The following is a 23,192-nucleotide window of genomic DNA, read 5'->3' as shown; positions in this document are numbered from 1 at the left end:
GCTGGCGTGGGCAACGGCGCGGTGCGCGCCGTGCTGCGGGGGGCCGGCGCGCCGGCGTGCGCGGCAAGCTTGAAGGTCGACACCGTGTCCACCAGGTCGCGCGCCTGGAGGTTGAGGCTGGCGGCGGCCGCCGCCATCTCTTCGACCAGGGCGGCATTCTGCTGGGTCACCTGGTCCATCTGCGTGACGGCTTCGCTGACCTGCTGCACGCCCTCGCTTTGCTCAGAGCTGGCGGCGCTGATCTCGCCCACGATGTCGGTCACGCGCCGGATGGCGGTGACCACCTCGGCCATGGTCTGGCCGGCCCGGTCGACCTGGGCCGTGCCCAGTTCCACGCGGTCCACGCTGGTGCCGATCAGGCCCTTGATCTCGCGGGCCGCCTCTGCCGAGCGCCCGGCCAGGCTGCGCACCTCGGCGGCCACGACGGCAAAGCCACGCCCCTGCTCGCCGGCGCGCGCCGCCTCGACGGCGGCGTTGAGCGCGAGGATGTTGGTCTGGAAGGCAATGCCGTCGATGACGCCAATGATGTCGGAGATGCGGTTCGAGCTGTCGTTGATGTCCTTCATGGTGCGCACCACGTCGGCCACCGCCTCGCCGCCTTGCGTGGCCACGGTCGATGCATTCATGGCCAATTGGTTGGCCTGGCGCGCGTTGTCGGCGTTTTGCCGCACGGTGGAGTTGAGTTCCTCCATGGACGCTGCCGTTTGCTCCAGGGCGCTGGCCTGCTGCTCGGTGCGGGCCGACAGGTCGCGGTTGCCCTGGGCGATCTGCGCGCTGGCCGCAGCCACGCTCTCCGAGCCCTCGCGCACACTGCCGACGACCCGCACCAAACCGGCCTGCATGTCCTTGAGCGCGTGCAGCAGCTGCGCGGTCTCGTTGTTGCCCGAGGCGTGGATGGAGCGGCTCAGGTCGCCCGCCGCAACGGCCCGGGACAGGTCCACGGCCTCGCGCAGCGGCTCGGTGATGGAGCGGACAATCCACTGCGCCATCAGCACGGCAGCGACCAGCGCAAACCCCAGGGTGGCCCAGATGGTGATGCGCAGGCTGCTGACTGCGTCAGCGGCTTCCTGGATCGAGGCGTCCATCAGCGTCTGCTGGTATTTCACCGACCCATCGAGCGCATCGGCATAGGCCGTGCGCAAGGCCGGCATGCCATGGAGCCGCACCGTGCGCGCTTCGTCCCTGTTGCCTGCCGCCACCAGGTCGATGAAGCGGTTTTGCGCCTGGCTGTACACGTTGCGGGCCTGGAGGATCCTGTCGAAGGCCGCCTTTCCTTGCGCCGACCGGATCTGCGGCTGCAGCCGGTCCAGTATCTGGCTGCTTTCCTGGCGCTTGGCGCCAATCAGGGCGTGCTGCTGCTGGAGATCGGCCGGGTTGTCGATCAGCAGCAGATGGCTCAGCGCGTCTTCGACGGCCGCGAGGTTTTCCTTGACCGCTTGGAGTTCCATGACTTTGGGGTACCGGTCGTGCGCCACCAGGCCAAAGGCATCGCTCATGCTTCCGACCCGCAAGAGCGCAGAGCCGCCCAGCTGCACGAGCAGCACAGCCATCAGGCCAAAACCAAGAACCAAACGCACAGAAATTCTGATGTCACTCAAGCGCATGCCAAGTCTTCGGTGTATGGGCTGAACGATCGCGGCTGCCAGTCCGTCAAGGGCAGTAGCAACATATTGCACAAATATGCATTTGGTTTCAATTGGCTTGGGCCCTGTGATGAACGGGCAGGGTTGCCCGGCACGCTTCTGACGGTGCATGGGTTCGCCGCTAAACTCCCTCGCTTGTCGGGCTCCCCGCACCCTCAGACCGTGCCTGCGGCACTTCGCATTCCAAGGCTTCTCCATGTCCCTCATCCCCACCACCATCCTCACCGGCTTCCTGGGCTCGGGCAAGACCACGCTGCTCAAGCGCCTGCTCAGCGAAGCGCATGGCCAGAAGATCGCCGTGATCGAGAACGAGTTTGGCGAGGAAAACATCGACAATGACATCCTGGTCACCGAATCGAAAGAGCAGATCGTGCAGATGAGCAACGGCTGCATCTGCTGCACGATCCGCGAGGACCTGCGCGAGACGCTGCAGCTGCTCGCGGCGAAGCGCCGCAAGGGCCTGCTCGATTTCGACCGCGTGGTCATCGAGACCACGGGCCTGGCCGACCCCGGCCCCGTGGCGCAGACCTTCTTCATGGACGAGGAGATCGCCGAGTCCTATTTGCTCGACTCCATCATCACGCTGGTCGACGCCGTGCATGCGCCCCGGCAGCTCAACGACCGCCAGGAGGCGCGCCGCCAAGTGGGCTTTGCCGACCAGATCTTCCTGTCCAAGACCGACCTGGTGGGCGCCGGCGAGACCGACGCGCTGGTCCACCGCCTGAAGCACATGAACCCGCGCGCGCCCATCAAGGCCGTGCATTTCGGCGAGGTGCCGCTGGCCGAGGTGCTGGACCTGCGCGGCTTCAACCTGAACGCCAAGCTCGACATCGACCCCGATTTCCTCAAGGAGGACGCGGCGGCGCACGGCCATGACCACGACGACCATGATCATGATCATGACCATGACCATGACCATGACCATGACCATGACCATGACCACGTGCATGGTGCGCATTGCAGCCATCCGTCGCACCAGGAAGGCCACGGGCATGGCCACCATCACCACCACGATGACGACGTCAAGAGCTTCGTCTACCGCGCCGAGCGCCCGTTCGATCCGGCCAAGCTCGAAGACTTCCTCGGCGCCATCGTCAACATCTACGGCCCGCGCATGCTGCGCTACAAGGGCGTGCTGAACATGCTCGGCACCGACCGCAAGGTGATCTTCCAGGGCGTGCACCAGCTCATGGGCAGCGACCTGGGGCCCGCATGGGCCGAAGGCGAGGAGCGCAGCAGCAAGATGGTGTTCATCGGCATCGACCTGCCCCAGGACATTCTGGTGCAGGGTCTGCAGCAGTGCCTGGTGTGACGTGCGTGCCCGGGCGAGCCGCCCCTTTGTGGGTATTGCGCAACGCAGGGGCTGCTGTCAGCCCGGGCCGATACAATCGCGCCCCGGTAAATAGAGGGGCTTACCACCCACCCGCCCGCCAGCACGCCCTGTGTCTGCGGGCCCGCCCGTACTGTGAGGAGACAGGAATTGAAAGCTGAAACCAGCAAATCCAAGGCCACTGCCAAGGTGTCGACGACTGGGGCAAAAACGCCCGTCGCCAAGGTGCCAGCGAAGTCTGCTGCACGTGCCGCCCCCGCGGCGCCCGCCAAAACGGCGACCGCCCAGCCGCACGCCAAGGCTGTGGCCGCGCCCAGCGCCGCAGCGGCGCCCGTGCGCAGCACCCGGCCTTCTTCACGTCTGGCGCAATTGACCGTACCATCCATGGCGCAGTCGGTGGCCTCCACTGCGGCCAAAGCAAGCTATACCAACACCATGCCCTCCACCATGCAAGTGTCGCCCCCCATGGGCAGCCCCAAGAAAGACGCCAAACTGGCCAACAACTGGAAAACCAAGCCGGTTGATGAGCTGAGCGACGCCGAAGTTCTGGCCATGCCCGACAGCGAATACATGAACGAGCAGCAGCTGGCGTTCTTCCGGCACAAGCTGGTGCTGCTCAAGCAGGACATCCACCAAAGCGCCGGCCAGACCACCGAGAACCTGCGCGAGGACACCGTGGTCGTTCCCGACCCGGCCGACCGCGCCACGATCGAGGAAGAGCACGCGCTGGAGCTGCGCACGCGCGACCGCGAGCGCAAGCTGCTCAAGAAGATCGAACAGTCCATTGCCCGCATCGATTCCGGCGACTATGGCTACTGCGACGAGACCGGCGAGCCCATCGGCGTGGGCCGCCTGCTGGCCCGCCCCACGGCGACGCTGTCGCTGGAAGCGCAGCAGCGCCGCGAGCTCAAGCAAAAAATGTTTGGTGACTGACGGCGCCTGGCATGCTTGCGCACCCGACGTCTTGACGCTGCATGAGCAAGGAAGAAGCTTCCCCCGGTGGACTGCTGTCCAAGGTGGTGCGGTTTGTGCGCAACCCGACGGTCAACTGGGGCGATCTCGACTCCATCGACGCCGACCGCGAAAGCCAGTACAGCAAGCAAATGCTCAAGGAGATGATCGAACGCAAGCGGCGCAACGACTTTGTGCGCCGCCGCGAGTTCGATCAGTTGCGCAAGCTGCGCCAGCGCGACGCGTTGGCGGGCCAGCGCATCGAGGATTCCGCAGCACGCCCCTCGTTGTTCCAGAGCAGCCTGACCTCGCCCGGCGAACGGGCCGTGACCATCCAGAAAATCGATGAGATCGAGGCGCAGATGTCGATGCAGTGGTGGAAAGGCAAGCCGGTGGGCCGTGCCCCTTCCCCGCCCGATACCCCGTCCGCCGGCCTGACAGCGCCGGGCGCCGACTGCGCAGCGGCAGGGGAGGGGGCGGCCTTCGCCCCCACCGCGCCGGCGTCCATGCCACTGCACCTCGAACCCCAGGCCGCCGCCGCCCCGCTGTTTGCCGACGACAGCATGTGCCTCAGCGGGTTTGGTGCCGTGTCCGCGCCGCAGCCTGCGGACGGGACGCCGGGCGCGCAGGCCTCGCCGTCCCTCGAACTGGAGGTATTCGTGCACGAACCCGATCTCGAAGAAGCGGCCATCCGGTTCGCCAACGGCGACCACGCCGGTGCCGAAGCCGGCTTGAGGGAGGTGCTGGCACAGCATGCCGGCGACGACGCAGCACAGCAGTTCGAGATCTGGATGGCGCTGTTCGACCTCTACCGCGCCACCGGTCAGCAAGACAGTTTCGACAGCCTCGCGCTGGATTTCGCGGCGCGCTTCGACCGCTCCGCGCCCTTGTGGTTTTCCATTCCCGAGCAACTGGGCCTGGGAGCGGCACCGCCGGGGGCCGTTGCGGCGCGGCGCGATGTCAGCTGGAACGCGCCGTCCGTGCTGACGCTGCAGTCGGTGGCCGCGCTGCAGGCCGCGTTGCTGCGCGCCGCGTCGCCCTGGTGCCTGGACTGGTCGCGCCTGGTCGACATCGACGAAGCTGCACTGCCTGCGCTGGCCAACGAGTTTTTGCGCTGGGCCGAGCAGGACGTCCACATTGCCTTGACGGGCGCGCCCGCGCTCGAGGCCCTGCTGCAGGCCCACACCCAGTCGGGCGACCGCAGGGCCAACCCCGAGTGGTGGCGGCTGCGCATGGCAGCACTGCGCTGCATGGGACGGCCCGACGAGTTCGAGCTCGTGGCGCTCGATTACTGCGTGACCTACGAGGTCTCGCCGCCTTCCTGGTCCGCACCGCGCTGCGCCTGCAGCGCTGCCCCTGACGGCGGCGGCGCGGATGTGGCGCTGGACGATCCGGCGCACGACCTGCTGGCCCCGCACCCCGGCGAAGGCGCGGACGGGCCCCTGGCGGCCGCGCCGGACGGCGTGCCCGGGCTCCGGGGGCACATCGAAGGCGACGCCAGTGCCGCGCTCGCCGCGCTCGACGCCCAGGATCGCCCGGGCGAGCCGCTGGTCGTGCCCTGCGAGTGCCTGATCCGCATCGATTTTTCCGCCGCGGGTTCGGTGCTCAACTGGGCGGCGCAGCAGCAGGCCCAGGGCCGCGTGGTGCAATTTCGCAACCTGCACCGGCTCGTGGCGGTGCTGTTCAACGTGATCGGTGTGAGCGAACACGCGCGCATCGTTCCGCGCAAGAACTGAGAGCCCCGCTGCGGCGCCCCGCTTGAAAGCGGGCGGCCCGCCCCCATGTGTGCCCGCTATGGAACAACACAGCGATTCCCGCATTTTCTACGGCACCACCATCCTCAGCGTGCGCCGCCAGACGCCCGAGGGCGTGCAGGTGGCCATTGGCGGTGACGGCCAGGTCACCCTGGGCAACGTGGTGGTCAAGGGCACGGCGCGCAAGGTGCGCAAACTCCACCACGGCAAGGTGCTGGCCGGCTTTGCCGGTGCCACGGCCGATGCCTTCACGCTGTTCGAGCGCTTCGAGGCCAAGCTCGAAAAGCACCAGGGCCACCTGGTGCGCGCCGCCATCGAGCTGACCAAGGACTGGCGCACCGACCGCGTGCTGCGCCGCCTCGAGGCCATGCTGGCCGTGGCCGACCTGGACGCCTCGCTCATCATCACCGGCAATGGCGATGTGCTCGAGCCCGAGCAGGGCATCGTCGCCATCGGATCGGGCGGCGTCTATGCGCAGTCGGCCGCCAAGGCCTTGATCGAGAACACCGACCTGTCCGCGCAGGAGGTGGTGAAGAAATCGCTCGAGATCGCCGGCCAGCTGTGCATCTACACCAACATGAACCACACCATCGAGACGCTGTAGTGGCGCGCGCGCACGCCGTTCCGGCTGCCGCGCTACCGGTTTCGAATACTATTCATTTGATAGCTGTCAGCGCTTTATGAGCAAGCGTTAGAGGCCTATTTCATCAAAGGTTTTGCATGTCTTCGATGACCCCCCAGGAAATCGTCTCCGAGCTCGACAAGCACATTGTCGGACAGGCCAGCGCCAAGCGCGCCGTGGCCATTGCGCTGCGCAACCGCTGGCGCCGCCAGCAGGTGCCCGAGGGGCTGCGCCAGGAAATCACGCCCAAGAACATCCTCATGATCGGCCCCACGGGGGTGGGCAAGACCGAGATCGCGCGGCGCCTGGCGCGCCTGGCGCAGGCCCCGTTCATCAAGGTCGAGGCCACCAAGTTCACCGAAGTGGGCTACGTGGGCAAGGATGTGGACGCCATCGTCCGCGACCTGGCCGAGATCGCCGTCAAGCAGGAGCGCCAGGCCCAGGTGCAGCGCGTGCGCGCGCGCGCCGAAGACGCGGCCGAGGAGCGCATCCTCGATGCGCTGCTTCCGGCCGCGCGCACGGCCGACGCCGAGCCCCCGGCCGAGAGCGCGGCACGCCAGGTGTTCCGCAAGAAACTGTGCGAAGGCCAGCTCGACGACAAGGAGGTCGAGATCGACGTGGCCGACGCCCGGCCGCAGCTCGAGATCATGGGCCCGCAGGGCATGGAGGAGATGGCCGAGCAGTTGCGCGGCGTCTTCAGCCAGATGGGGCAGGAGAAGCGCCGCACACGCAAGCTCAAGATCGCAGAGGCGCGCAAACTGCTCATCGATGAAGAGGCCGGCAAGCTGGTCAACGAGGAAGAAATCAAGGTCCGCGCCATCGCCAGCGCCGAACAGAACGGCATCGTCTTCATCGACGAGATCGACAAGGTGGCCGCCCGCCAGGAGAGCAGCGGCGCGGACGTGTCGCGCCAGGGGGTGCAGCGCGACCTGCTGCCGCTGGTCGAGGGCACAGCCGTGTCGACCAAGTACGGCATGGTGCGCACCGACCACATCCTGTTCATCGCTTCGGGGGCGTTCCACCTGGCCAAGCCCAGCGACCTGATTCCCGAGCTGCAGGGGCGTTTCCCGATCCGCGTCGAGCTCGAGTCGCTGTCGGTGCAGGACTTCGAGGCCATCCTCACGCAGACGCACGCCTCGCTCGTCAAGCAGTACCAGGCGCTGCTGGCCACCGAGGGCGTGGCGCTGGAATTCCTGCCCGAGGGCATCACGCGCCTGGCGCAGATCGCCTTCGAGGTCAACGAGCGCACGGAGAACATCGGCGCGCGCCGCCTCTCCACCGTGATGGAGCGCCTGCTCGACGAGGTCAGCTTCGACGCGGCCCACCGCGCCGGCCAGACGCTGCGCGTGGACAGCGCCTACGTCGACGAGCGGCTGCGGGCGTTGAGCCAGGACGAGGACCTGTCGCGCTACATCCTTTGAGCGCCGACGGGCGCTGCCGCGTTGGGCAGGGTGTGCGTCGGGTACAGCTAGTAACACGCGGCGGCCTGCAGGCCGACCCCCCAGGCTTGAGGACTTACTTGCACAGCCGCCGCTAACTGCCCATCCTGTAAAGGATTTTGCCTTTCCTTGCCTTTTTGGCGCCTGCCATTTCCTGGCTAAGTTGTTGATTTCATTGCAAGAAGATGTTGGCGCACTGCCGCGTGGGGCGCTTTTCCTGCTACAGTGCAAAAAAGTGCAATTAAGTGGTGAAACGCCCGTTGTTGCGCTGTCTGGCGTCCGTCGCATCAACAAACAAGCTGGGGTGTCTGTCTGTGTTCCAAGGGGCTTCATCGCTGAGTCTGGATGCCAAGGGGCGGCTGTCTGTGCCGACCCGGCACCGTGACGTCTTGAGCGCGACCGCCGCGGGCCAGCTGACGATCACCAAGCACCCGCACGGCTGCCTCATGATTTTTCCGCGCCCCGAGTGGGAGAAATTCCGTGAGCGCGTGGCCCAGCTGCCCATGTCCGCCCAGTGGTGGAAGCGCATCTTCCTGGGCAATGCGATGGATGTGGAGATGGACGCCACCGCCCGGGTGCTGGTGTCCCCCGAACTGCGCCAGGCCGCGGGCATCAGCCGCGAGACCATGCTGCTGGGCATGGGCAACCATTTCGAGCTTTGGGACAAGGGCACCTACGACGCGCAAGAGGCCCAGGCCATGCAAGGCGAGATGCCCGACGTCTTCAAGGACTTTTCTTTCTGAAGGCGCACGTGAACGCAGAACTACGACACACCACCGTGCTGCTCGATGAAGCGGTCGATGCCTTGCTCGGCGGCGCCGATGCAGCGCCGGCAGGAACCTGGATCGATGCTACGTTTGGGCGGGGCGGCCATTCGCGGCGCATCCTCTCACGGCTTGGCGCGCAGGGGCGCCTTGTGGCCTTTGACAAGGACCCCGAGGCCATCGCCGAAGCAGCGCGCATCCCCGATGCGCGTTTTTCGATTCGCCACCAGGGCTTTCGCCAGCTCGCCGACCTGCCGCCTGCCAGTGCCGCCGGGGTGCTGCTCGACCTGGGCGTGAGCTCGCCGCAGATCGACAGCCCGGGGCGCGGATTCAGTTTCCGGTTCGACGGCCCGCTGGACATGCGCATGGACACCACGCGCGGCGAAAGCGTGGCCCAGTGGCTCGCCAGCGCCGAAGTGGGGCAGATTGCGGAGGTGATACGTGAATACGGTGAAGAACGGTTTGCTGGCCCCATTGCAAAGGCGATTGTTGCGCGCCGGCAAGAGCGCGGCCCCCTCGCGACCACCGCCGAGCTGGCCGATCTCGTGGCTGGCGCGGTCAAGACCCGCGAAGCGGGCCAGAACCCGGCCACGCGCACCTTTCAGGCTTTTCGGATTTTCATCAACGCCGAGCTCGAAGAGCTGCAGCAGGCGTTAGAGGCCAGCCTTTCGGTGCTGCAGCCGGGCGGGCGCCTGGTGGTGATCAGCTTCCATTCGCTCGAAGACCGCATCGTCAAGCAGTTCATCGCCGAGCACTCGAAAGAGGTGTACGACCGGCGCGCGCCGTTTGCGCCGCCCAAGGCCATGCGCCTGAGGGCGCTGGCGCGCATCAAGCCGAGCGCTGCGGAAGTGGCCGCCAACCCGCGCGCGCGCAGCGCCGTGATGCGCGTGGCCGAGCGCACCGAGGTGCCGGCATGAGGCCAGGCGTGCCGCGCTGCTTTGTGTCCGGTCCGCTCCTGGCGGCAGCGCCGCGCGCGCGCCGCCGCAAGGGGCGCACATGATGCGGCTCAACGTCGTGCTGTTGCTGGCGGTGTTGGCCAGCAGCCTGTACCTGGTGCGCACCCAGTACGAGTCGCGCCTGCTGTACACCGAGCTCGACCGTGCGGTGGGCGAGGCGCGGCGCCTGGAGACCGAGCACGAGCGCCTGCGCGTCGAAAAGCGCGCGCAGGCCACGCCGCTGCGCGTGGAGGCACTGGCGCGGGCGCAACTGCAGATGCGCACCGCCACGCCCGCGATCACGCAGTACGTCTCCGATCCCGCGCCCGCCGCAGCGCCGCCGGGTGCTCCAGCGCCGGGGGCGCGCCCATGAGCCGCAGCGTGCTCTATACGTCCAGCCCGCTGCTGGCGAGCAAGACGCCCGTGTGGCGCAGCAAGCTCATCGTGGCGCTGATCGCGCTGGGCTTTGCCGGCCTGGGCGCGCGTGCCGCCTACGTGCAGGTGGTGGGCAACGACTTCTTCCAGCGCCAGGGCGAGGTGCGCTTTGCACGCACGCTGGAGCTGCCGGCCAACCGCGGCAAGATCCTCGACCGCAACGGCCTGATCCTGGCGTCCAGCGTGCCGGCCGCGAGCATCTGGGCCATTCCCGAAGACGTGGACCTGCAGGACGCCGAGGTGCGCGCCAAGCTTCCGCAGTTGGCCAGGCTCATGGACATGCCACTGGCCGCTTTGAACGCCAAGCTGGCCGATGAGGACAAGAGCTTCGTCTGGGTCAAGCGCCAGCTCGACTGGGACGTAGGCCAGCAGATTGCCGCGCTCGGCATCAAGGGCATCTACCAGCGCAAGGAATACAAGCGCCAGTACCCCGAAGGCGAATCGGCGGCGCACGTGGTCGGTTTCACCAACGTCGAAGACAAGGGCCAGGAAGGCATGGAGCTGGCCTTCAACGACCAGCTGGCGGGCAAGGCCGGCTCGCGCCGCGTCATCAAGGACCGCCTGGGCCGTGTCGTCGAAGGCGTGGGCGAAACGGTGCCGCCCATGGACGGGCGCGACATGCAGCTGTCGATCGACAGCAAGGTGCAGTTCTTTGCCTACCAGAAGCTGCGCGACCAGGTGATTGCGCACAAGGCCAAGGCCGGCACCGTGGTCGTGCTCGACGCCATCACGGGCGAGGTGCTCGCGCTGGCCAACTACCCGAGCTACGTGCCCGACAAGCGCAGCAACCTGACCGGCGAACAGCTGCGCAACCGCGCGCTCACCGACACCTTCGAGCCGGGATCGACCATCAAGCCGTTCACCATTGGCCTGGCGCTCGAGAGCGGGCGCGTGCGCCCCGGCACCATCGTCGACACCAGCCCGGGGCGCATCACCATCACCGGCTCCACCATCTCCGACACGCGCAACCATGGCGTGCTGACGGTGGAAGGCGTGATCCAGACCTCGAGCAACGTCGGCACGACCAAGCTGGCCATGCAGATGCCGGCGCGCGAGATGTGGGAGACGTTCTCGGCCGCCGGCTTTGGGCAGAAGCCGCAGATCGCCTTCCCGGGCGCCGTGAGCGGCAAGCTACGGCCCTACAAGACCTGGCGCCCGATCGAGCAGGCCACGATGTCGTACGGCTATGGCCTCTCGGCCAGCATGTTTCAGATGGCGCGTTCGTACACGGTGTTTGCGCACGACGGCCAGATCATTCCAGCCACCATGCTCAAAAGCGACCAGCCTGCCGCCGGCGTGCCGGTGTTTTCTGCGCGCACCGCGGCCGAAGTGCGCAAGATGCTGCACATGGCCGCCGGCCCGGGCGGCACCGGCCAGCGCGCACAGACCCAGGGGTATTCGGTGGGCGGCAAATCGGGCACGGCGCGCAAGCAGGTCGGCAAGACCTATGCGTCGGGCAAGTACCGCGCCTGGTTCACCGGCATGGCCCCCATCGACAAGCCGCGCATCATCGTCGCCGTGATGGTCGACGAACCCAACAACGGCACCTACTACGGCGGCACCGTGGCCGCCCCGGTGTTCAGCGAAGTGGTGCAGCAGACATTGCGCATGATGGGCGTGCAGCCCGACATGGAAGTCAAGCCGCAGATCGTCGCCGACGTGGTCGAGGAGACGCTGTGATGCACCGGCTCGACAACGCCACCCAGGCCGTTGAGTGGCTGCGCGCGCGCGTCACGGGCACGCTGCAGACCGACAGCCGCCAGGTCGCCCCCGGCGATGGCTTCATCGCCTGGCCCGGCGCCGCGACCGATGGCCGCGCCCACGTGGCCGATGCCCTGGCGCGCGGCGCCGCGGCCTGCCTGGTCGAGCAGGCCGGTGCCGAGCCCTTTGGCTTGCGCGGCGAACACATGGCGGCGCTGCTGGGGCTGAAGGCCGCCACTGGCGAGATCGCGGCGCAGTGGTTCGGCAGGCCCTCGCAGGCGCTCGCCGTGGTGGCCTTCACCGGCACCAACGGCAAGACCAGCAGCGCCTGGTGGCTGGCCGGAGCGCTATCGAAAAGCGAGCTGCCAGCGCTTGCCCCGTGTGCGCTGGTGGGCACTTTGGGCATGGCTGTGGTGGCGGGCGCCGCGCCGCAGCTCGAAACCACGGGCATGACCACGCCCGACCCGGTGCGCTTGCAGCGCGCCTTCCGCGGGTTTGCCGACGCCGGCGCGCGCACCTGCGCCATCGAGGCCTCCTCCATCGGGCTGGCCGAGCACCGGCTCGCGGGCACGCACATCCGCGTCGCCGTTTTCACCAATTTCACGCAGGACCACCTCGACTACCACGGCAGCATGGCATCCTACTGGCAGGCCAAGGCGGCGCTGTTCGACTGGCCCGGCCTGCAGGCGGTGGTGGTCAACACCGACGACGCGCACGGCGCCGCGCTGCATGCGACGCTGGCGGGGCGCGGGCTTGACCTGTGGAGCGTCTCGCTGCGCCCCGGCGCGCGCCTGCATGCCGAGGGCATCCGCTTTGGCGACGCCGGCCTGCGCTTCACCGTCGTCGAAGGCGCGGAGCGCCAGGTGCTCCACACCGCGGTGATCGGCGAATACAACGTCTCCAACCTGCTGGGCGTGCTGGCCGCGATGCGCGCGCTGGGCGTGCCGCTGGCGCGCGCCGTGCAGGCCTGCGCGGCGCTGCAGCCGGTGCCCGGGCGCATGGAGCGCATCGTCGCCGCAGGCCAGCCCCTGGTCGCGGTGGACTACGCCCACACGCCCGACGCGCTCGATCAGGCGCTGCGCGCGCTGCGCCCCCTGGCGGCCGAGCGCGGCGGCCAGCTGTGGTGCGTGTTCGGTTGCGGCGGCGACCGCGATGCGACCAAGCGCCCGCTGATGGGTGCGGCCGCGCAGCGCCAGGCCGACTGGGTGGTGGTCACGAGCGACAACCCGCGCAGCGAAGACCCGGCGCACATCATCCACCAGGTGCTGCAGGGCACGATCGCCGGCGAAACCGTGCGCGCCGAGCCCGACCGCGCCGCCGCCATTGCGCTGGCCCTGGCCGAGGCCGATGCCCGCGACGTGGTGCTGATCGCCGGCAAGGGCCACGAAGACACCCAGGAGACGGCGGGCGTGCGCCGGCCTTTTTCCGACATGGGCCAGGCGCGTGCCGCGCTGCAGGCCCGCAAAGCTACAGCCACTAGGGGAATGATGAACCTGCAGCAGGCTTTTGAATGGGTGCGCCAGCGCGTGCCGCAAGCACGCCTGGTGGGCGATGGGGCGCAGACGCTGCAGCGCGTGCACACCGACAGCCGCACGCTGCAGCCGGGCGACCTGTTCGTGGCCCTGCGCGGCGAGCGCTTCGACGCCAACGCCTTCTTGCCACAGGCGCGCGCCATGGGGGCCACGGCCGCCATCGCGCACGGCGGCCTGGACGCAGCGGGCCTGCCCGGCATCGAAGTGCCCGACACCCTGCAGGCGCTCGGCGCGCTGGCCGCCGGCTGGCGCGCGCAGTTTGCGCTGCCGCTGGTGGCCGTCGCGGGCAGCAACGGCAAGACCACGGTGACGCAGATGGTGGCATGCACCCTGGCCGCGCAGGCGGGCGAGGCGGCGTTTGCCACGCGCGGCAACTTCAACAACGCCATCGGCGTGCCGCAGACCCTGCTGCGGCTGGGTGCGCAGCATCGCTTGGGCGTGGTCGAGCTGGGCATGAACCACCCGGGCGAAATCGCCTATTTGGCCGATCTGGTGCGGCCCACCGTGGCGCTGGTCAACAACGCGCAGCGCGAGCACCTCGAATTCATGCACACCGTGCAGGCGGTGGCCGAGGAGAACGGCTCGGTGCTGGCAGCGCTGCCCGCCCATGGCGTGGCCGTGTTCCCGGCCGGCGATGCCTATACCGCGCTGTGGCGCCGCCTGGCCGGCGCACGCCGCTGCCTCACCTTTGGCGATGCCAGCGACGCCGATGTGCGCTGCACGCACGCCCAGTGGGCGCACGGCGCGTGGCAGGTGCAGATCGCCACGCCCCAGGGCCCGCTGCAGTGTGCGCTGCACATTGCCGGCCGCCACAACGTGACCAACGCGCTGGCGGCCACGGCCTGCGCGCTGGCGGCCGGCGTGCCGCTGTCCGCCATCGCCCAGGGCCTGGCGGCATTCACGCCCGTCCAGGGGCGCTCGCGCGCGTTCAGCGTGGACCGCGGAGCGCGCGCCCTCACCGTGGTGGACGACAGCTACAACGCCAACCCCGACTCCATGCGCGCCGCCATCGACGTGCTGGCCGAGCTGCCGGCGCCGCGCCTGCTGGTGATGGGCGACATGGGCGAGGTCGGCGACCAGGGGCCGCAGTTCCACGCCGAGGCCGGCGCGCACGCACAGGCGCGCGGCATCGAGCAGCTGTTCACGCTGGGCGTGCAGGCTGCGCACGCCGCCGCCGCCTTTGGCGGCGGGCGGCATTTTGACAACATGGCACGGCTGCAGACAGCCGTGCGCGAAGCGCTGCCCACGGTGGGCAGCGTACTGGTGAAGGGATCAAGGTTCATGAAGATGGAGCAGGTGCTGGCGGCGATCGAGCCCGCCACCCCCACAGACAACGCCGCGCAGGAGGCCCCCCATGGCGAAACGCGCTGACCCCTTTTCGGCGTTTGTCACAGGTGCCGCATGCTGATATGGCTCGCCCAATGGCTGCAAGGCCTGTCGCCCGAGTTCGGCTTTTTCCGCGTCTTCCAGTACCTGACCCTGCGTGCCCTGATGGCGGCCATGACGGCGCTGCTGATCGGCCTGTTCGCCGGGCCGCGTGTGATCCGGCACCTGACCGAACTGAAAATCGGCCAGCCCATCCGCACCAACGGCATGGAGACGCACCACGTCAAGAGCGGCACGCCCACCATGGGCGGCGTGCTGATCCTGCTGGCGATCACGGTCTCGACCCTGCTGTGGGCCGACCTCTCCAACCGCTTTGTCTGGATCGTGCTGGCCGTCATGATCGGCTTTGGCGCCATCGGCTGGGCCGACGACTGGCGCAAGGTGGTCTACAAAGACCCCAACGGCATGCGCTCGCGTGAGAAGTACCTGTGGCAATCCGCCATCGGCATGCTGGCTGCGCTCTACCTCGTGTTCAGCATTTCCGAGAACTCCAACGCGCGCGTGTTCGAGCTGTTCGTGACCTGGGTGCGATCGGGCTTCGCGCTCGACCTGCCGCCCAAGGCCGGCCTGCTGCTGCCCTTCTTCAAGGAGATCAGCTACCCGCTCGGGGTGCTGGGCTTCGTGCTGCTGACCTATTTGGTCATCGTCGGCTCCAGCAACGCCGTCAACCTGACCGATGGTCTCGACGGCCTGGCCATCATGCCGGTCGTCATGGTCGGCTCGGCGCTGGGTGTGTTCGCCTATGTGACGGGCAGCGCGGTCTATTCCAAATACCTGCTGTTCCCGCACATTCCGGGTTCGGGCGAACTGCTGGTCTTCTGCTCGGCCATGGCCGGCGCGGGACTGGCCTTCCTGTGGTTCAACACCCACCCGGCGCAGGTCTTCATGGGCGACGTGGGCGCGCTCGCGCTGGGCGCGGCCCTGGGCACCATTGCCGTCATCGTGCGCCAGGAGATCGTGCTCGCCATCATGGGCGGCATCTTCGTGGTCGAGGCCCTCTCGGTGATGCTGCAGGTCACGTGGTTCAAGTTCACCAAGCGCCGCTTCGGCGAAGGCCGGCGCCTGTTGCGCATGGCGCCGCTGCACCACCATTTTGAAAAGAGCGGCTGGAAGGAGACGCAGGTGGTGGTGCGCTTCTGGATCATCACCATGCTGCTGTGCCTGGTGGGCCTGTCGACCCTGAAACTGCGATGAACACGGACCTCGACGATCTCTCCCCCGGCGGCGCGGACGCGGCGCCGGAGGCGGCCGTGTCCGTGGCGGACCTGCCGGGGGCCGGGCCGTCGCCCGAGGCCGGTGCGGGCGCTGCCATGCACGAGACCACGCCCGCCATGGTGGGCACGGACCCCCTGGCGCCCGGCTCCGCGCCCGCGCTGTCCGCGGCGCAGGACGCCGCCGCGTTCGTGGCCCGGATCTTTGCGGAGGCCGCCGCGCCCGAGCCCGCGGCCGACATTCCCGCGCCGCTGGCCGCTGGGGCCGCAGAGACTGCGCCAGTGCTGCCGCCGGTGGCCGCCGGCTGGCCCGGCGAGGGCGCCAAACCCCTGCAGGACCAGCACATCCTCATCTTGGGCCTGGGCGCCTCGGGCCTGGCCATGGCGCGCTGGGGTGTGCGCTGCGGCGCGCGCGTGACCGTGGCCGACTCGCGCGCGGCGCCGCCGCAACTGGCCACGCTGCAGCAAGAGCTGCCGCAGGTGCGCTTTGTGGCCGGCGCGTTCGGCGCGCACCTGGTCGAAGGCCAGGCGCTGGCGGCCGTGTACCGCTCGCCCGGCCTGAGTCCCGATGCGGTTGCTCCTGTATTGGTAGCTGCTTGCGCAGATGGGGTAAGCGTTGGAGGCGAATTAGACCTGTATTCCATGGCGCTGCAGGCGCTGCGCGCGGCGCACGGCTATGCGCCCGCGGTGCTGGCCATCACGGGCACCAACGGCAAGACCACCGTCACCGCGCTGACGGCGCAGCTCGTCGCGCACGCGGGCCGCACCGTGGCGGCGGCCGGCAACATCGGCCCGACGCTGCTCGACACCCTGGCCGCGCACATCGATGCGGGCACGCTGCCAGAGGTCTGGGTGCTGGAGCTGTCGAGCTTCCAGCTCGACAGTGCGGTCGGCTTCGAGCCCACGGCAGCCGCGGTGCTCAATCTCACGCAGGACCACCTGGACTGGCATGGCGACATGGCCGCCTACGCGGCGGCCAAGGCGCGCATCTTTGGCGCTGGCGCCTTGATGGTGCTCAACCGCGAAGACGCGTTGGTGATGGCCATGCTGCCGGCCCCCGAGCGCGTGAAATTGCAGAAGCCGCAGCTGCGCGCCCACGTCACCTTTGGCGGCGACATGCCCCAGCGCCCCGGCGACTTCGGCATCGAGACCGTGGGCGGCATGCCCTGGCTGGTGCGCGCGCTGGAGGCCGACGAAACGCGCAAGCGCGCGCGCGGCGCCGAAGCCGAGGCGCTGCACATCCAGCGCCTGATGCCCGCCGATGCGCTGCGCATCCGCGGGCGCCACAACGCCACCAATGCGCTGGCCGCGCTGGCGCTGGCGCAGGCGGCCGGGTGCGCGCTCGCGCCCATGCTCTACGGCCTGCGCGAATACCGCGGTGAGCCGCACCGGGTCGAGCCTGTGGGCATCCTGGACGGCATCGAATACTTTGACGACAGCAAGGGCACGAACGTCGGCGCCACGGTCGCGGCGCTCACCGGCCTGGGCGCGGACCGCCGGCTGGTCGTGATCCTGGGCGGCGACGGCAAGGGCCAGGACTTTGCGCCGCTGGCCGCGCCCGTGGCACGCTATGCGCGCGCCGTGGTGCTGATCGGCCGCGATGCGCCGCGCATCCGCCAGGCGCTCGAAGGCGCGGGCGTCGCCCTGCTCGGTGCGTCCGATCTGGCGCAGGCCGTGCAGCTGGCCAGCGAGCGCGCCCACGCCGGCGACGCCGTGCTGCTGTCGCCGGCCTGCGCCAGTTTTGACATGTTCCAGGACTATGAACACCGCGCGCAGGTGTTCCGCGCCGCGCTGCAGGCCCTGGCCGACGACGCCGGCCAGCCGCTGGAGGGTTTGTCGTGAGCGCCCCCGCCAGCGCCTGGCAGCGCATGGCCGGCTGGTTTGGCGGCCTCCCGGGCAAGGCCGCCGACGTGCTGCCCGTGCGCATCGGCGGCACCGAGTACCGCAGGACCACGGCCACGCCTGCGCGCGTGCTGGGCTTCGACCAGGCGCTGCTGTGGGTCGTGGTGGCGCTGCTGGCCTGGGGGCTGGTGATGGTGTATTCGGCCTCGATCGCCATGCCCGACAACCCGCGCTTTGGCAAGATCGCGCCCACGCACTTTCTACTGCGCCATGTCTTTGCGCTGGTGATGGCCTTTGTCGCGGCGCTGCTGGCGTTCCAGATCCCCATGGCCACCTGGGAGCGCTCGGCGCGTGTGCTGTTCCTGTTCTCGCTGGCCCTGCTGGTGGCGGTGCTGATCCCGCACGTCGGCACGGTGGTCAACGGCGCACGCCGCTGGCTGTCGCTGGGCGTCATGAACTTTCAGCCGTCCGAGCTGGCGAAGTTTGCCGTGCTGGTCTACGCCGCCGACTACATGTGCCGCAAGATGGACGTGAAGGAGCGGTTCTTCCGCGCCGTGCTGCCCATGGGCGCTGCCGTGGCGGTGGTGGGCGGGCTGCTGCTCGCCGAGCCCGACATGGGCGCCTTCATGGTGATTGCCGTGATCGCCATGGGCATCCTGTTCCTGGGTGGCGTGAACGCGCGCATGTTCTTCCTGATCGCCGCCGTGCTGGTGGCGGCCTTTGCGATGATGGTGATGATGAGCGACTGGCGGCGCGAGCGCATCTTCGCCTACCTCGACCCCTGGAGCGCCAAGCACGCGCTGGGCAAGGGCTACCAGCTCTCGCACTCGCTGATCGCCATTGGCCGGGGCGAGATCTTCGGCGTCGGGCTGGGGGGCAGCGTCGAAAAACTCCACTGGCTGCCCGAGGCGCACACCGACTTCCTGCTCGCCGTGATCGGCGAGGAGTTCGGCCTGGTCGGCGTGCTCACGCTGATCGTGATGTTCCTGTGGATGACGCGCCGCATCATGCACATCGGCCGCCAGGCGATCGCGCTCGACCGCGTGTTCTCGGGCCTCGTGGCGCAGGGGGTGGCGATCTGGATGGGCTTTCAGGCCTTCATCAACATGGGCGTGAACCTGGGCGCGCTGCCGACCAAGGGGCTGACGCTGCCGCTGATGAGCTTTGGCGGCTCGGCCATCCTGATGAACCTGGTGGCGCTGGCGGTGGTCTTGCGCGTCGACTACGAGAACAAACTCCTCATGAGAGGGGGGCGTGTATGAGTCAGAAAACGGCGCTCATCATGGCCGGCGGCACGGGCGGCCACATCTTCCCGGGCCTGGCCGTGGCGCAGGAGCTGCGTGCGCGCGGCTGGCGCGTGCACTGGCTGGGCGCGCCGGGCAGCATGGAGTCGCGCATCGTGCCGGCCCAGGGCTTTGCGCTCGAGACTATCGACTTCGGCGGCGTGCGCGGCAAGGGCGTGCTGACGCTCGCGCTGCTGCCGCTGCGCCTGCTGCGCGCCTTCTCGCAGGCGCTGGCCGTGGTGCGGCGCGTGCGGCCCGACGTGGTCGTCGGCCTGGGTGGCTACATCAGCTTCCCGGGCGGCATGATGGCCGTGCTCGCCGGCAAGCCGCTGGTGCTCCACGAACAGAACTCGGTGGCCGGCCTGGCCAACCGCGTGCTGGCCGGCGTCGCCGACCGGGTGTTCACCGCCTTCCCCAACGTCTTCAAAAAGGCGCAGTGGGTCGGCAACCCGCTGCGCTCGGCGTTCACGCAGCAGCCGGGGCCGGCCGAGCGCTTTGCCGGCCGCAGCGGGCCGCTGCGCCTGCTGGTGGTGGGCGGCAGCCTGGGCGCGCGCGCGCTCAACGAGATCGTGCCGCAGGCGCTGGCGCTGATGCCCGCGGACCGGCGCCCTGTGGTCACGCACCAAAGCGGCGCGGCGCAGATCGACGCGCTGCGCGCCCGTTACGCCGCCGCCGGGGTCGAGGCCGAGCTCACGCCGTTCATCGACGACACCGCCAGCGCGTTCGCCGCGGCCGACATCATCGTCTGCCGCGCGGGCGCCAGCACCGTCACCGAGATCGCTGCCATCGGCGCGGCCGCCGTGTTCGTGCCGTTTCCATCGGCGGTGGACGACCACCAGACTACCAACGCCCAGTTCCTGGTGCAGGCCGGCGGCGGCTGGCTCGTCCAGCAGCGCGACCTGTCGCCGCAGGGGCTGGCACAAATGCTACAAAATATGGAGCGTCCCGCGCTTGTAGAGCGGGCGCTAAAGGCCAAAAACATGCAAAAAATCAATGCGACCCGGGAAGTGGTCACCGCGTGCGAGGAGCTGGCAGCATGAAGCACGCCATTCGCCCCATCGCCCATTTCGTCGCGAACATGGGACACGCCGACGAGCCGTCTTTCATGGAGGCAATGCGATGAAGCACGCCATTCGCCACATCCATTTCGTCGGCGTGGGCGGCTCGGGCATGAGCGGCATTGCCGAGGTGCTGTTCAACCTCGGCTATGGCGTCTCGGGCTCGGACCTGGCTGACAGCGCCACGCTGCGCCGCCTGCAGGCGCTGGGCATCGCCACGCACCTGGGCCACGCGGCCGCGCACATTGCCGGCGCCGACGCCGTGGTCACCTCGACGGCGGTGCAGGCCGACAACCCCGAGGTGGTCGCCGCGCGGGCCAAGAAGATCCCCGTGGTGCCGCGCGCGCTGATGCTGGCCGAGCTCATGCGCCTCAAGCGCGGCATCGCGATTGCCGGCGCGCATGGCAAGACCACGACCACCAGCCTGGTCACCAGCGTGCTGGCCGAGGCGGGGCTCGACCCGACCTTCGTGATCGGCGGGCGCCTGAACAGCGCCGGGGCCAATGCGCGCCTGGGGCAAGGCGACTACATCGTGGTCGAGGCCGACGAGTCCGATGCCTCGTTCCTGAACCTGCTGCCCGTGATGGCCGTCGTCACCAACATCGACGCCGACCACATGGAGACCTATGGCCACGACTTTGGCCGGCTCAAGAAGGCCTTTGTCGACTTCCTGCACCGCATGCCGTTCTATGGCACGGCGATTCTGTGCACCGACAACCCGGCCGTGCGCGAGATCGTGCCCCAGGTCACCTGTCCGATCACCAGCTACGGCTTTGCCGAAGACGCGCAGGTGCGCGCCATCAACGTGCGCGCGCAGGCCGGCCAGATGCGCTTCACGGTGCAGCGCAGCAACGGCGTCACGCTGCCCGACCTCGAGGTGGTGCTGAACCTGGCGGGCGAGCACAACGTGCTCAACGCGCTGGCGGCGATCGCCGTCGCGGTGGAGCTGGGCATTTCCGACGATGCCGTGCTGCGCGCGCTCGCCAGCTTCAAGGGCGTGGGCCGGCGCTTCCAGCGCTATGGCGAGGTGCCCGCCAAGGGCGGTGGCCATTTCACGGTGATCGACGACTACGGCCACCACCCGGTCGAGATGGCGGCCACGCTGGCGGCGGCGCGCGGCGCCTTTCCGGGCCAGCGCCTGGTGCTGGCCTTCCAGCCGCACCGCTACACCCGAACGCGCGATTGCTTCGAGGATTTCATCAAGGTGATCGGCAGCGCCGATGCCGTGCTGCTCACCGAGGTCTATGCCGCGGGCGAGGCGCCGGTGGTGGCCGCCGATGGCCGTGCGCTGGCACGGGCCCTGCGGGTGGCCGGCCGCGTGGAGCCGCATTTTGTCGAAAACGTGGCCGATCTGCCCCAGACCATTGCCGACGGCGCGCGCGCCGGCGACGTGGTGCTGTGCATGGGCGCGGGCTCCATCGGCACCGTGGCCGCCAAGGTGGTCGATTTGCTACAAAATAGTGAGCTTGTGGTGTTGGACGGGAGCAGGTTGTGAGTGCATGGAATAAAAAAGTGGAGGCTGCCGCGCTGGGCAAGGTTGCCGTGCTGATGGGGGGAGCCTCGGCCGAGCGCGAGGTGTCGCTGATGTCGGGTGCCGGCGTGCTGCAGGCGCTGCGCGCGCGCGGCGTGGACGCACATGCGTTCGATCCGGCGCACGCCGGGCTCGGCGCGCTGCAGCGCGACGGGTATGCGCGCTGCTTCATTGCGCTGCACGGCCGCCACGGCGAAGACGGCACGGTGCAGGGCGCGCTCGAACTCATGGGCATTCCGTACACCGGCCCCGGCGTGCTGGCGTCGAGCATTGCCATGGACAAGATCATGACCAAGCGCCTGTGGCGCGCCGACGGACTGCCTACGCCCGACTGGCGCCTGGTGGCCAGCAGCGAAGAGACGCTGCAGGCGCTGCAGGCGCTGGGTGCACCGATGATCGTCAAGCCCTCGCGCGAGGGCTCGACCCTGGGCCTGACGAAGGTCACCACGCCCGAGGAATGCGCGCAGGCCTACCTGCTTGCCTCGCGTTACGACCCCGAGGTGCTGTGCGAGCAGTTCATCGAGGGCGACGAGACCACCTGCCCGGTGCTGGGCGTCGGTGCCAGCGCGCACGCGCTGCCCGTGATCCGCATCGTGGCGCCGCAGGGCAACTACGACTACCAGAACAAGTATTTCACCGACGACACGCAGTACCACTGCCCGAGCGGCCTGCCCGATGCCGAGGAGCGCGAGATCCAGCGCATCGTGGTGCAGGCATTCCGCTCGCTGGGCTGCCGCGGTTGGGCACGGGCCGACATCATGGTCCGGGCCAGCGACCGCCAGCCCTTCCTGCTGGAGATCAACACCTCGCCCGGCATGACCGGGCACTCGCTCGTGCCGATGTCCGCGCGTGCCGCGGGCATCAGCTACGAAGACCTGTGCCTGCAGCTGCTGGCCGGCGCCACGCTCGACAACCCGCAGGGCGCATGCCCCGTGGCCACGCAAGGAACGCCTGCATGACCGACTCGCTGCCCGCGCCGCTGGACGTCAAGCTCATGAACCTGACCGCATCGGTCCTGTTCGTGGCTTGCGCGGGCCTGGCGCTGGCAGCCAGCGCGTGGTGGCTGCTGCGCCACCCGGCGTTTTCGATCGGGCGCATCGTCGTGCAGGGCGAGCTGGTGCACAACAACGCCGTGACGCTGCGCGCCAATGTGACGCCGCAGCTCGTCGGCAACTTCTTCACCATCCACCTGGGCGCTGCGCGCGAGGTTTTTGAGCAGGTGCCCTGGGTGCGCAGTGCCCAGGTGCGGCGCGAGTTTCCGCGCACGCTGCGCGTGGTGCTGCAGGAGCACCACGCCGTGGCGCACTGGGGCCCGGAGTCGGGCTCGACCCTGCTCAACAGCCAGGGCGAGGTGTTCGATGCCGGCGGCGACGCGGACCAGGACGATCTGCCGCGGCTCAATGGCCCGGCCGACCATTCCACCCAGGTGCTGGCCATGTACCAGCAGCTGCTGCCCGCGTTCGGGCCACTGGGACTCGAGTTGGAGGGGCTGGAGATGTCCAGCCGGGGCGGCTGGCGCGCGACGCTCGACAGCGGCGCGGTGGTGGAATTGGGAGGGGGCACCCCCGAGGAAGTGGCGCAGCGCACGCAACGTTTTGTGCGCACGCTCACGCAGGTGGCGGCGCAGTACAAGCGCCGCGCGGATGCCCTGGAGTCGGCCGACCTGCGCCACACCGGAGGTTACGCCCTGCGCTTGCGCGGCGTGACCACGGTGGTGCAGGGCGCCACGCCGGCAAAACGCCGGTAGAGCGGCACAGAAAAACGAAGGGCAGACA

At 68.8% G+C, this 23,192-nt stretch carries 18 protein-coding genes; 17 read left to right on the top strand and 1 reads right to left on the bottom strand.

Features of this window, described 5'->3' with window-relative positions; genetic code table 11:
- The coding region (locus tag B2J86_RS18315) for a methyl-accepting chemotaxis protein (RefSeq protein WP_371736547.1) at positions 1-1,577 on the bottom strand (1,577 nt) is incomplete at its 3' end.
- Between the two features lie 262 nt (positions 1,578-1,839).
- Here B2J86_RS18315 and B2J86_RS13505 point away from each other — a divergent pair.
- From B2J86_RS13505 to B2J86_RS13425, 17 genes are all read left to right on the top strand, one after another.
- Entirely contained in the window at positions 1,840-2,955 is a 1,116-nt protein-coding gene (locus B2J86_RS13505; RefSeq protein ID WP_173025863.1) for a GTP-binding protein, read from the top strand.
- A gap of 168 nt (positions 2,956-3,123) precedes the next feature.
- On the top strand, positions 3,124-3,906 hold the full coding sequence (gene dksA, locus B2J86_RS13500) for an RNA polymerase-binding protein DksA (RefSeq protein WP_169168010.1): 783 nt from the start codon (positions 3,124-3,126) through the stop codon (positions 3,904-3,906).
- Positions 3,907-3,947: 41 nt separating this feature from the next.
- A complete protein-coding gene (locus B2J86_RS13495; protein ID WP_173025862.1) occupies positions 3,948-5,660 on the top strand; it encodes an STAS domain-containing protein in 1,713 nt (570 codons plus the stop codon).
- A gap of 58 nt (positions 5,661-5,718) precedes the next feature.
- Positions 5,719-6,282, top strand: a complete 564-nt coding sequence (hslV, locus tag B2J86_RS13490; protein WP_173025861.1) for an ATP-dependent protease subunit HslV — start codon at positions 5,719-5,721, stop codon at positions 6,280-6,282.
- Positions 6,283-6,398: 116 nt separating this feature from the next.
- Positions 6,399-7,721, top strand: coding sequence for an ATP-dependent protease ATPase subunit HslU (hslU, locus tag B2J86_RS13485; protein WP_173025860.1), 1,323 nt, complete (start codon positions 6,399-6,401; stop codon positions 7,719-7,721).
- A 332-nt stretch (positions 7,722-8,053) separates the two neighbouring features.
- Positions 8,054-8,482, top strand: coding sequence for a division/cell wall cluster transcriptional repressor MraZ (mraZ, locus tag B2J86_RS13480; RefSeq protein ID WP_169168012.1), 429 nt, complete (start codon positions 8,054-8,056; stop codon positions 8,480-8,482).
- Positions 8,483-8,490: 8 nt separating this feature from the next.
- Positions 8,491-9,420, top strand: coding sequence for a 16S rRNA (cytosine(1402)-N(4))-methyltransferase RsmH (rsmH, locus tag B2J86_RS13475; RefSeq protein WP_169168013.1), 930 nt, complete (start codon positions 8,491-8,493; stop codon positions 9,418-9,420).
- A 79-nt stretch (positions 9,421-9,499) separates the two neighbouring features.
- Complete coding sequence (gene ftsL / locus B2J86_RS13470; RefSeq protein ID WP_169168014.1) at positions 9,500-9,811, top strand: cell division protein FtsL; 312 nt, start codon at positions 9,500-9,502, stop codon at positions 9,809-9,811.
- Positions 9,808-11,553 carry a penicillin-binding protein 2 gene (locus B2J86_RS13465; RefSeq protein WP_169168015.1) on the top strand — a complete coding sequence of 582 codons (1,746 nt, stop codon included), beginning with the start codon at positions 9,808-9,810 and terminating at the stop codon, positions 11,551-11,553. The genes ftsL and B2J86_RS13465 overlap by 4 nt, the downstream gene beginning before the upstream one ends.
- A complete protein-coding gene (murF, locus tag B2J86_RS13460) occupies positions 11,553-14,477 on the top strand; it encodes a bifunctional UDP-N-acetylmuramoyl-L-alanyl-D-glutamate--2,6-diaminopimelate ligase MurE/UDP-N-acetylmuramoyl-tripeptide--D-alanyl-D-alanine ligase MurF (RefSeq protein ID WP_169168016.1) in 2,925 nt (974 codons plus the stop codon). Before B2J86_RS13465 ends, murF begins: the two co-directional genes overlap by 1 nt.
- A 30-nt stretch (positions 14,478-14,507) precedes the next feature.
- Positions 14,508-15,686: a phospho-N-acetylmuramoyl-pentapeptide-transferase gene (mraY, locus tag B2J86_RS13455; RefSeq protein WP_169168017.1), complete on the top strand. Its 1,179-nt coding sequence runs from the start codon at positions 14,508-14,510 to the stop codon at positions 15,684-15,686.
- Complete coding sequence (murD, locus tag B2J86_RS13450) at positions 15,683-17,545, top strand: UDP-N-acetylmuramoyl-L-alanine--D-glutamate ligase (protein WP_173025859.1); 1,863 nt, start codon at positions 15,683-15,685, stop codon at positions 17,543-17,545. Before mraY ends, murD begins: the two co-directional genes overlap by 4 nt.
- A gap of 26 nt (positions 17,546-17,571) precedes the next feature.
- Positions 17,572-18,807, top strand: coding sequence for a putative lipid II flippase FtsW (gene ftsW / locus B2J86_RS13445; RefSeq protein WP_169168064.1), 1,236 nt, complete (start codon positions 17,572-17,574; stop codon positions 18,805-18,807).
- Positions 18,804-19,868, top strand: coding sequence for an undecaprenyldiphospho-muramoylpentapeptide beta-N-acetylglucosaminyltransferase (murG, locus tag B2J86_RS13440; RefSeq protein ID WP_173025858.1), 1,065 nt, complete (start codon positions 18,804-18,806; stop codon positions 19,866-19,868). The genes ftsW and murG overlap by 4 nt, the downstream gene beginning before the upstream one ends.
- A gap of 79 nt (positions 19,869-19,947) precedes the next feature.
- Complete coding sequence (gene murC, locus B2J86_RS13435) at positions 19,948-21,381, top strand: UDP-N-acetylmuramate--L-alanine ligase (RefSeq protein ID WP_169168020.1); 1,434 nt, start codon at positions 19,948-19,950, stop codon at positions 21,379-21,381.
- Complete coding sequence (locus B2J86_RS13430) at positions 21,378-22,376, top strand: D-alanine--D-alanine ligase (protein WP_169168021.1); 999 nt, start codon at positions 21,378-21,380, stop codon at positions 22,374-22,376. Before murC ends, B2J86_RS13430 begins: the two co-directional genes overlap by 4 nt.
- Positions 22,373-23,164, top strand: a complete 792-nt coding sequence (locus B2J86_RS13425; RefSeq protein WP_169168022.1) for a cell division protein FtsQ/DivIB — start codon at positions 22,373-22,375, stop codon at positions 23,162-23,164. The genes B2J86_RS13430 and B2J86_RS13425 overlap by 4 nt, the downstream gene beginning before the upstream one ends.
- The last annotated feature ends 28 nt before the right edge of the window (positions 23,165-23,192 follow it).

The organism is Acidovorax sp. SRB_14, from assembly GCF_012932145.1.
Taxonomy (GTDB): Bacteria; Pseudomonadota; Gammaproteobacteria; order Burkholderiales; family Burkholderiaceae_C; genus Simplicispira.
The sequence above is the reverse complement of the archived record's forward strand: the minus strand, read 5'-3'. Positions and strand labels throughout refer to the sequence as shown.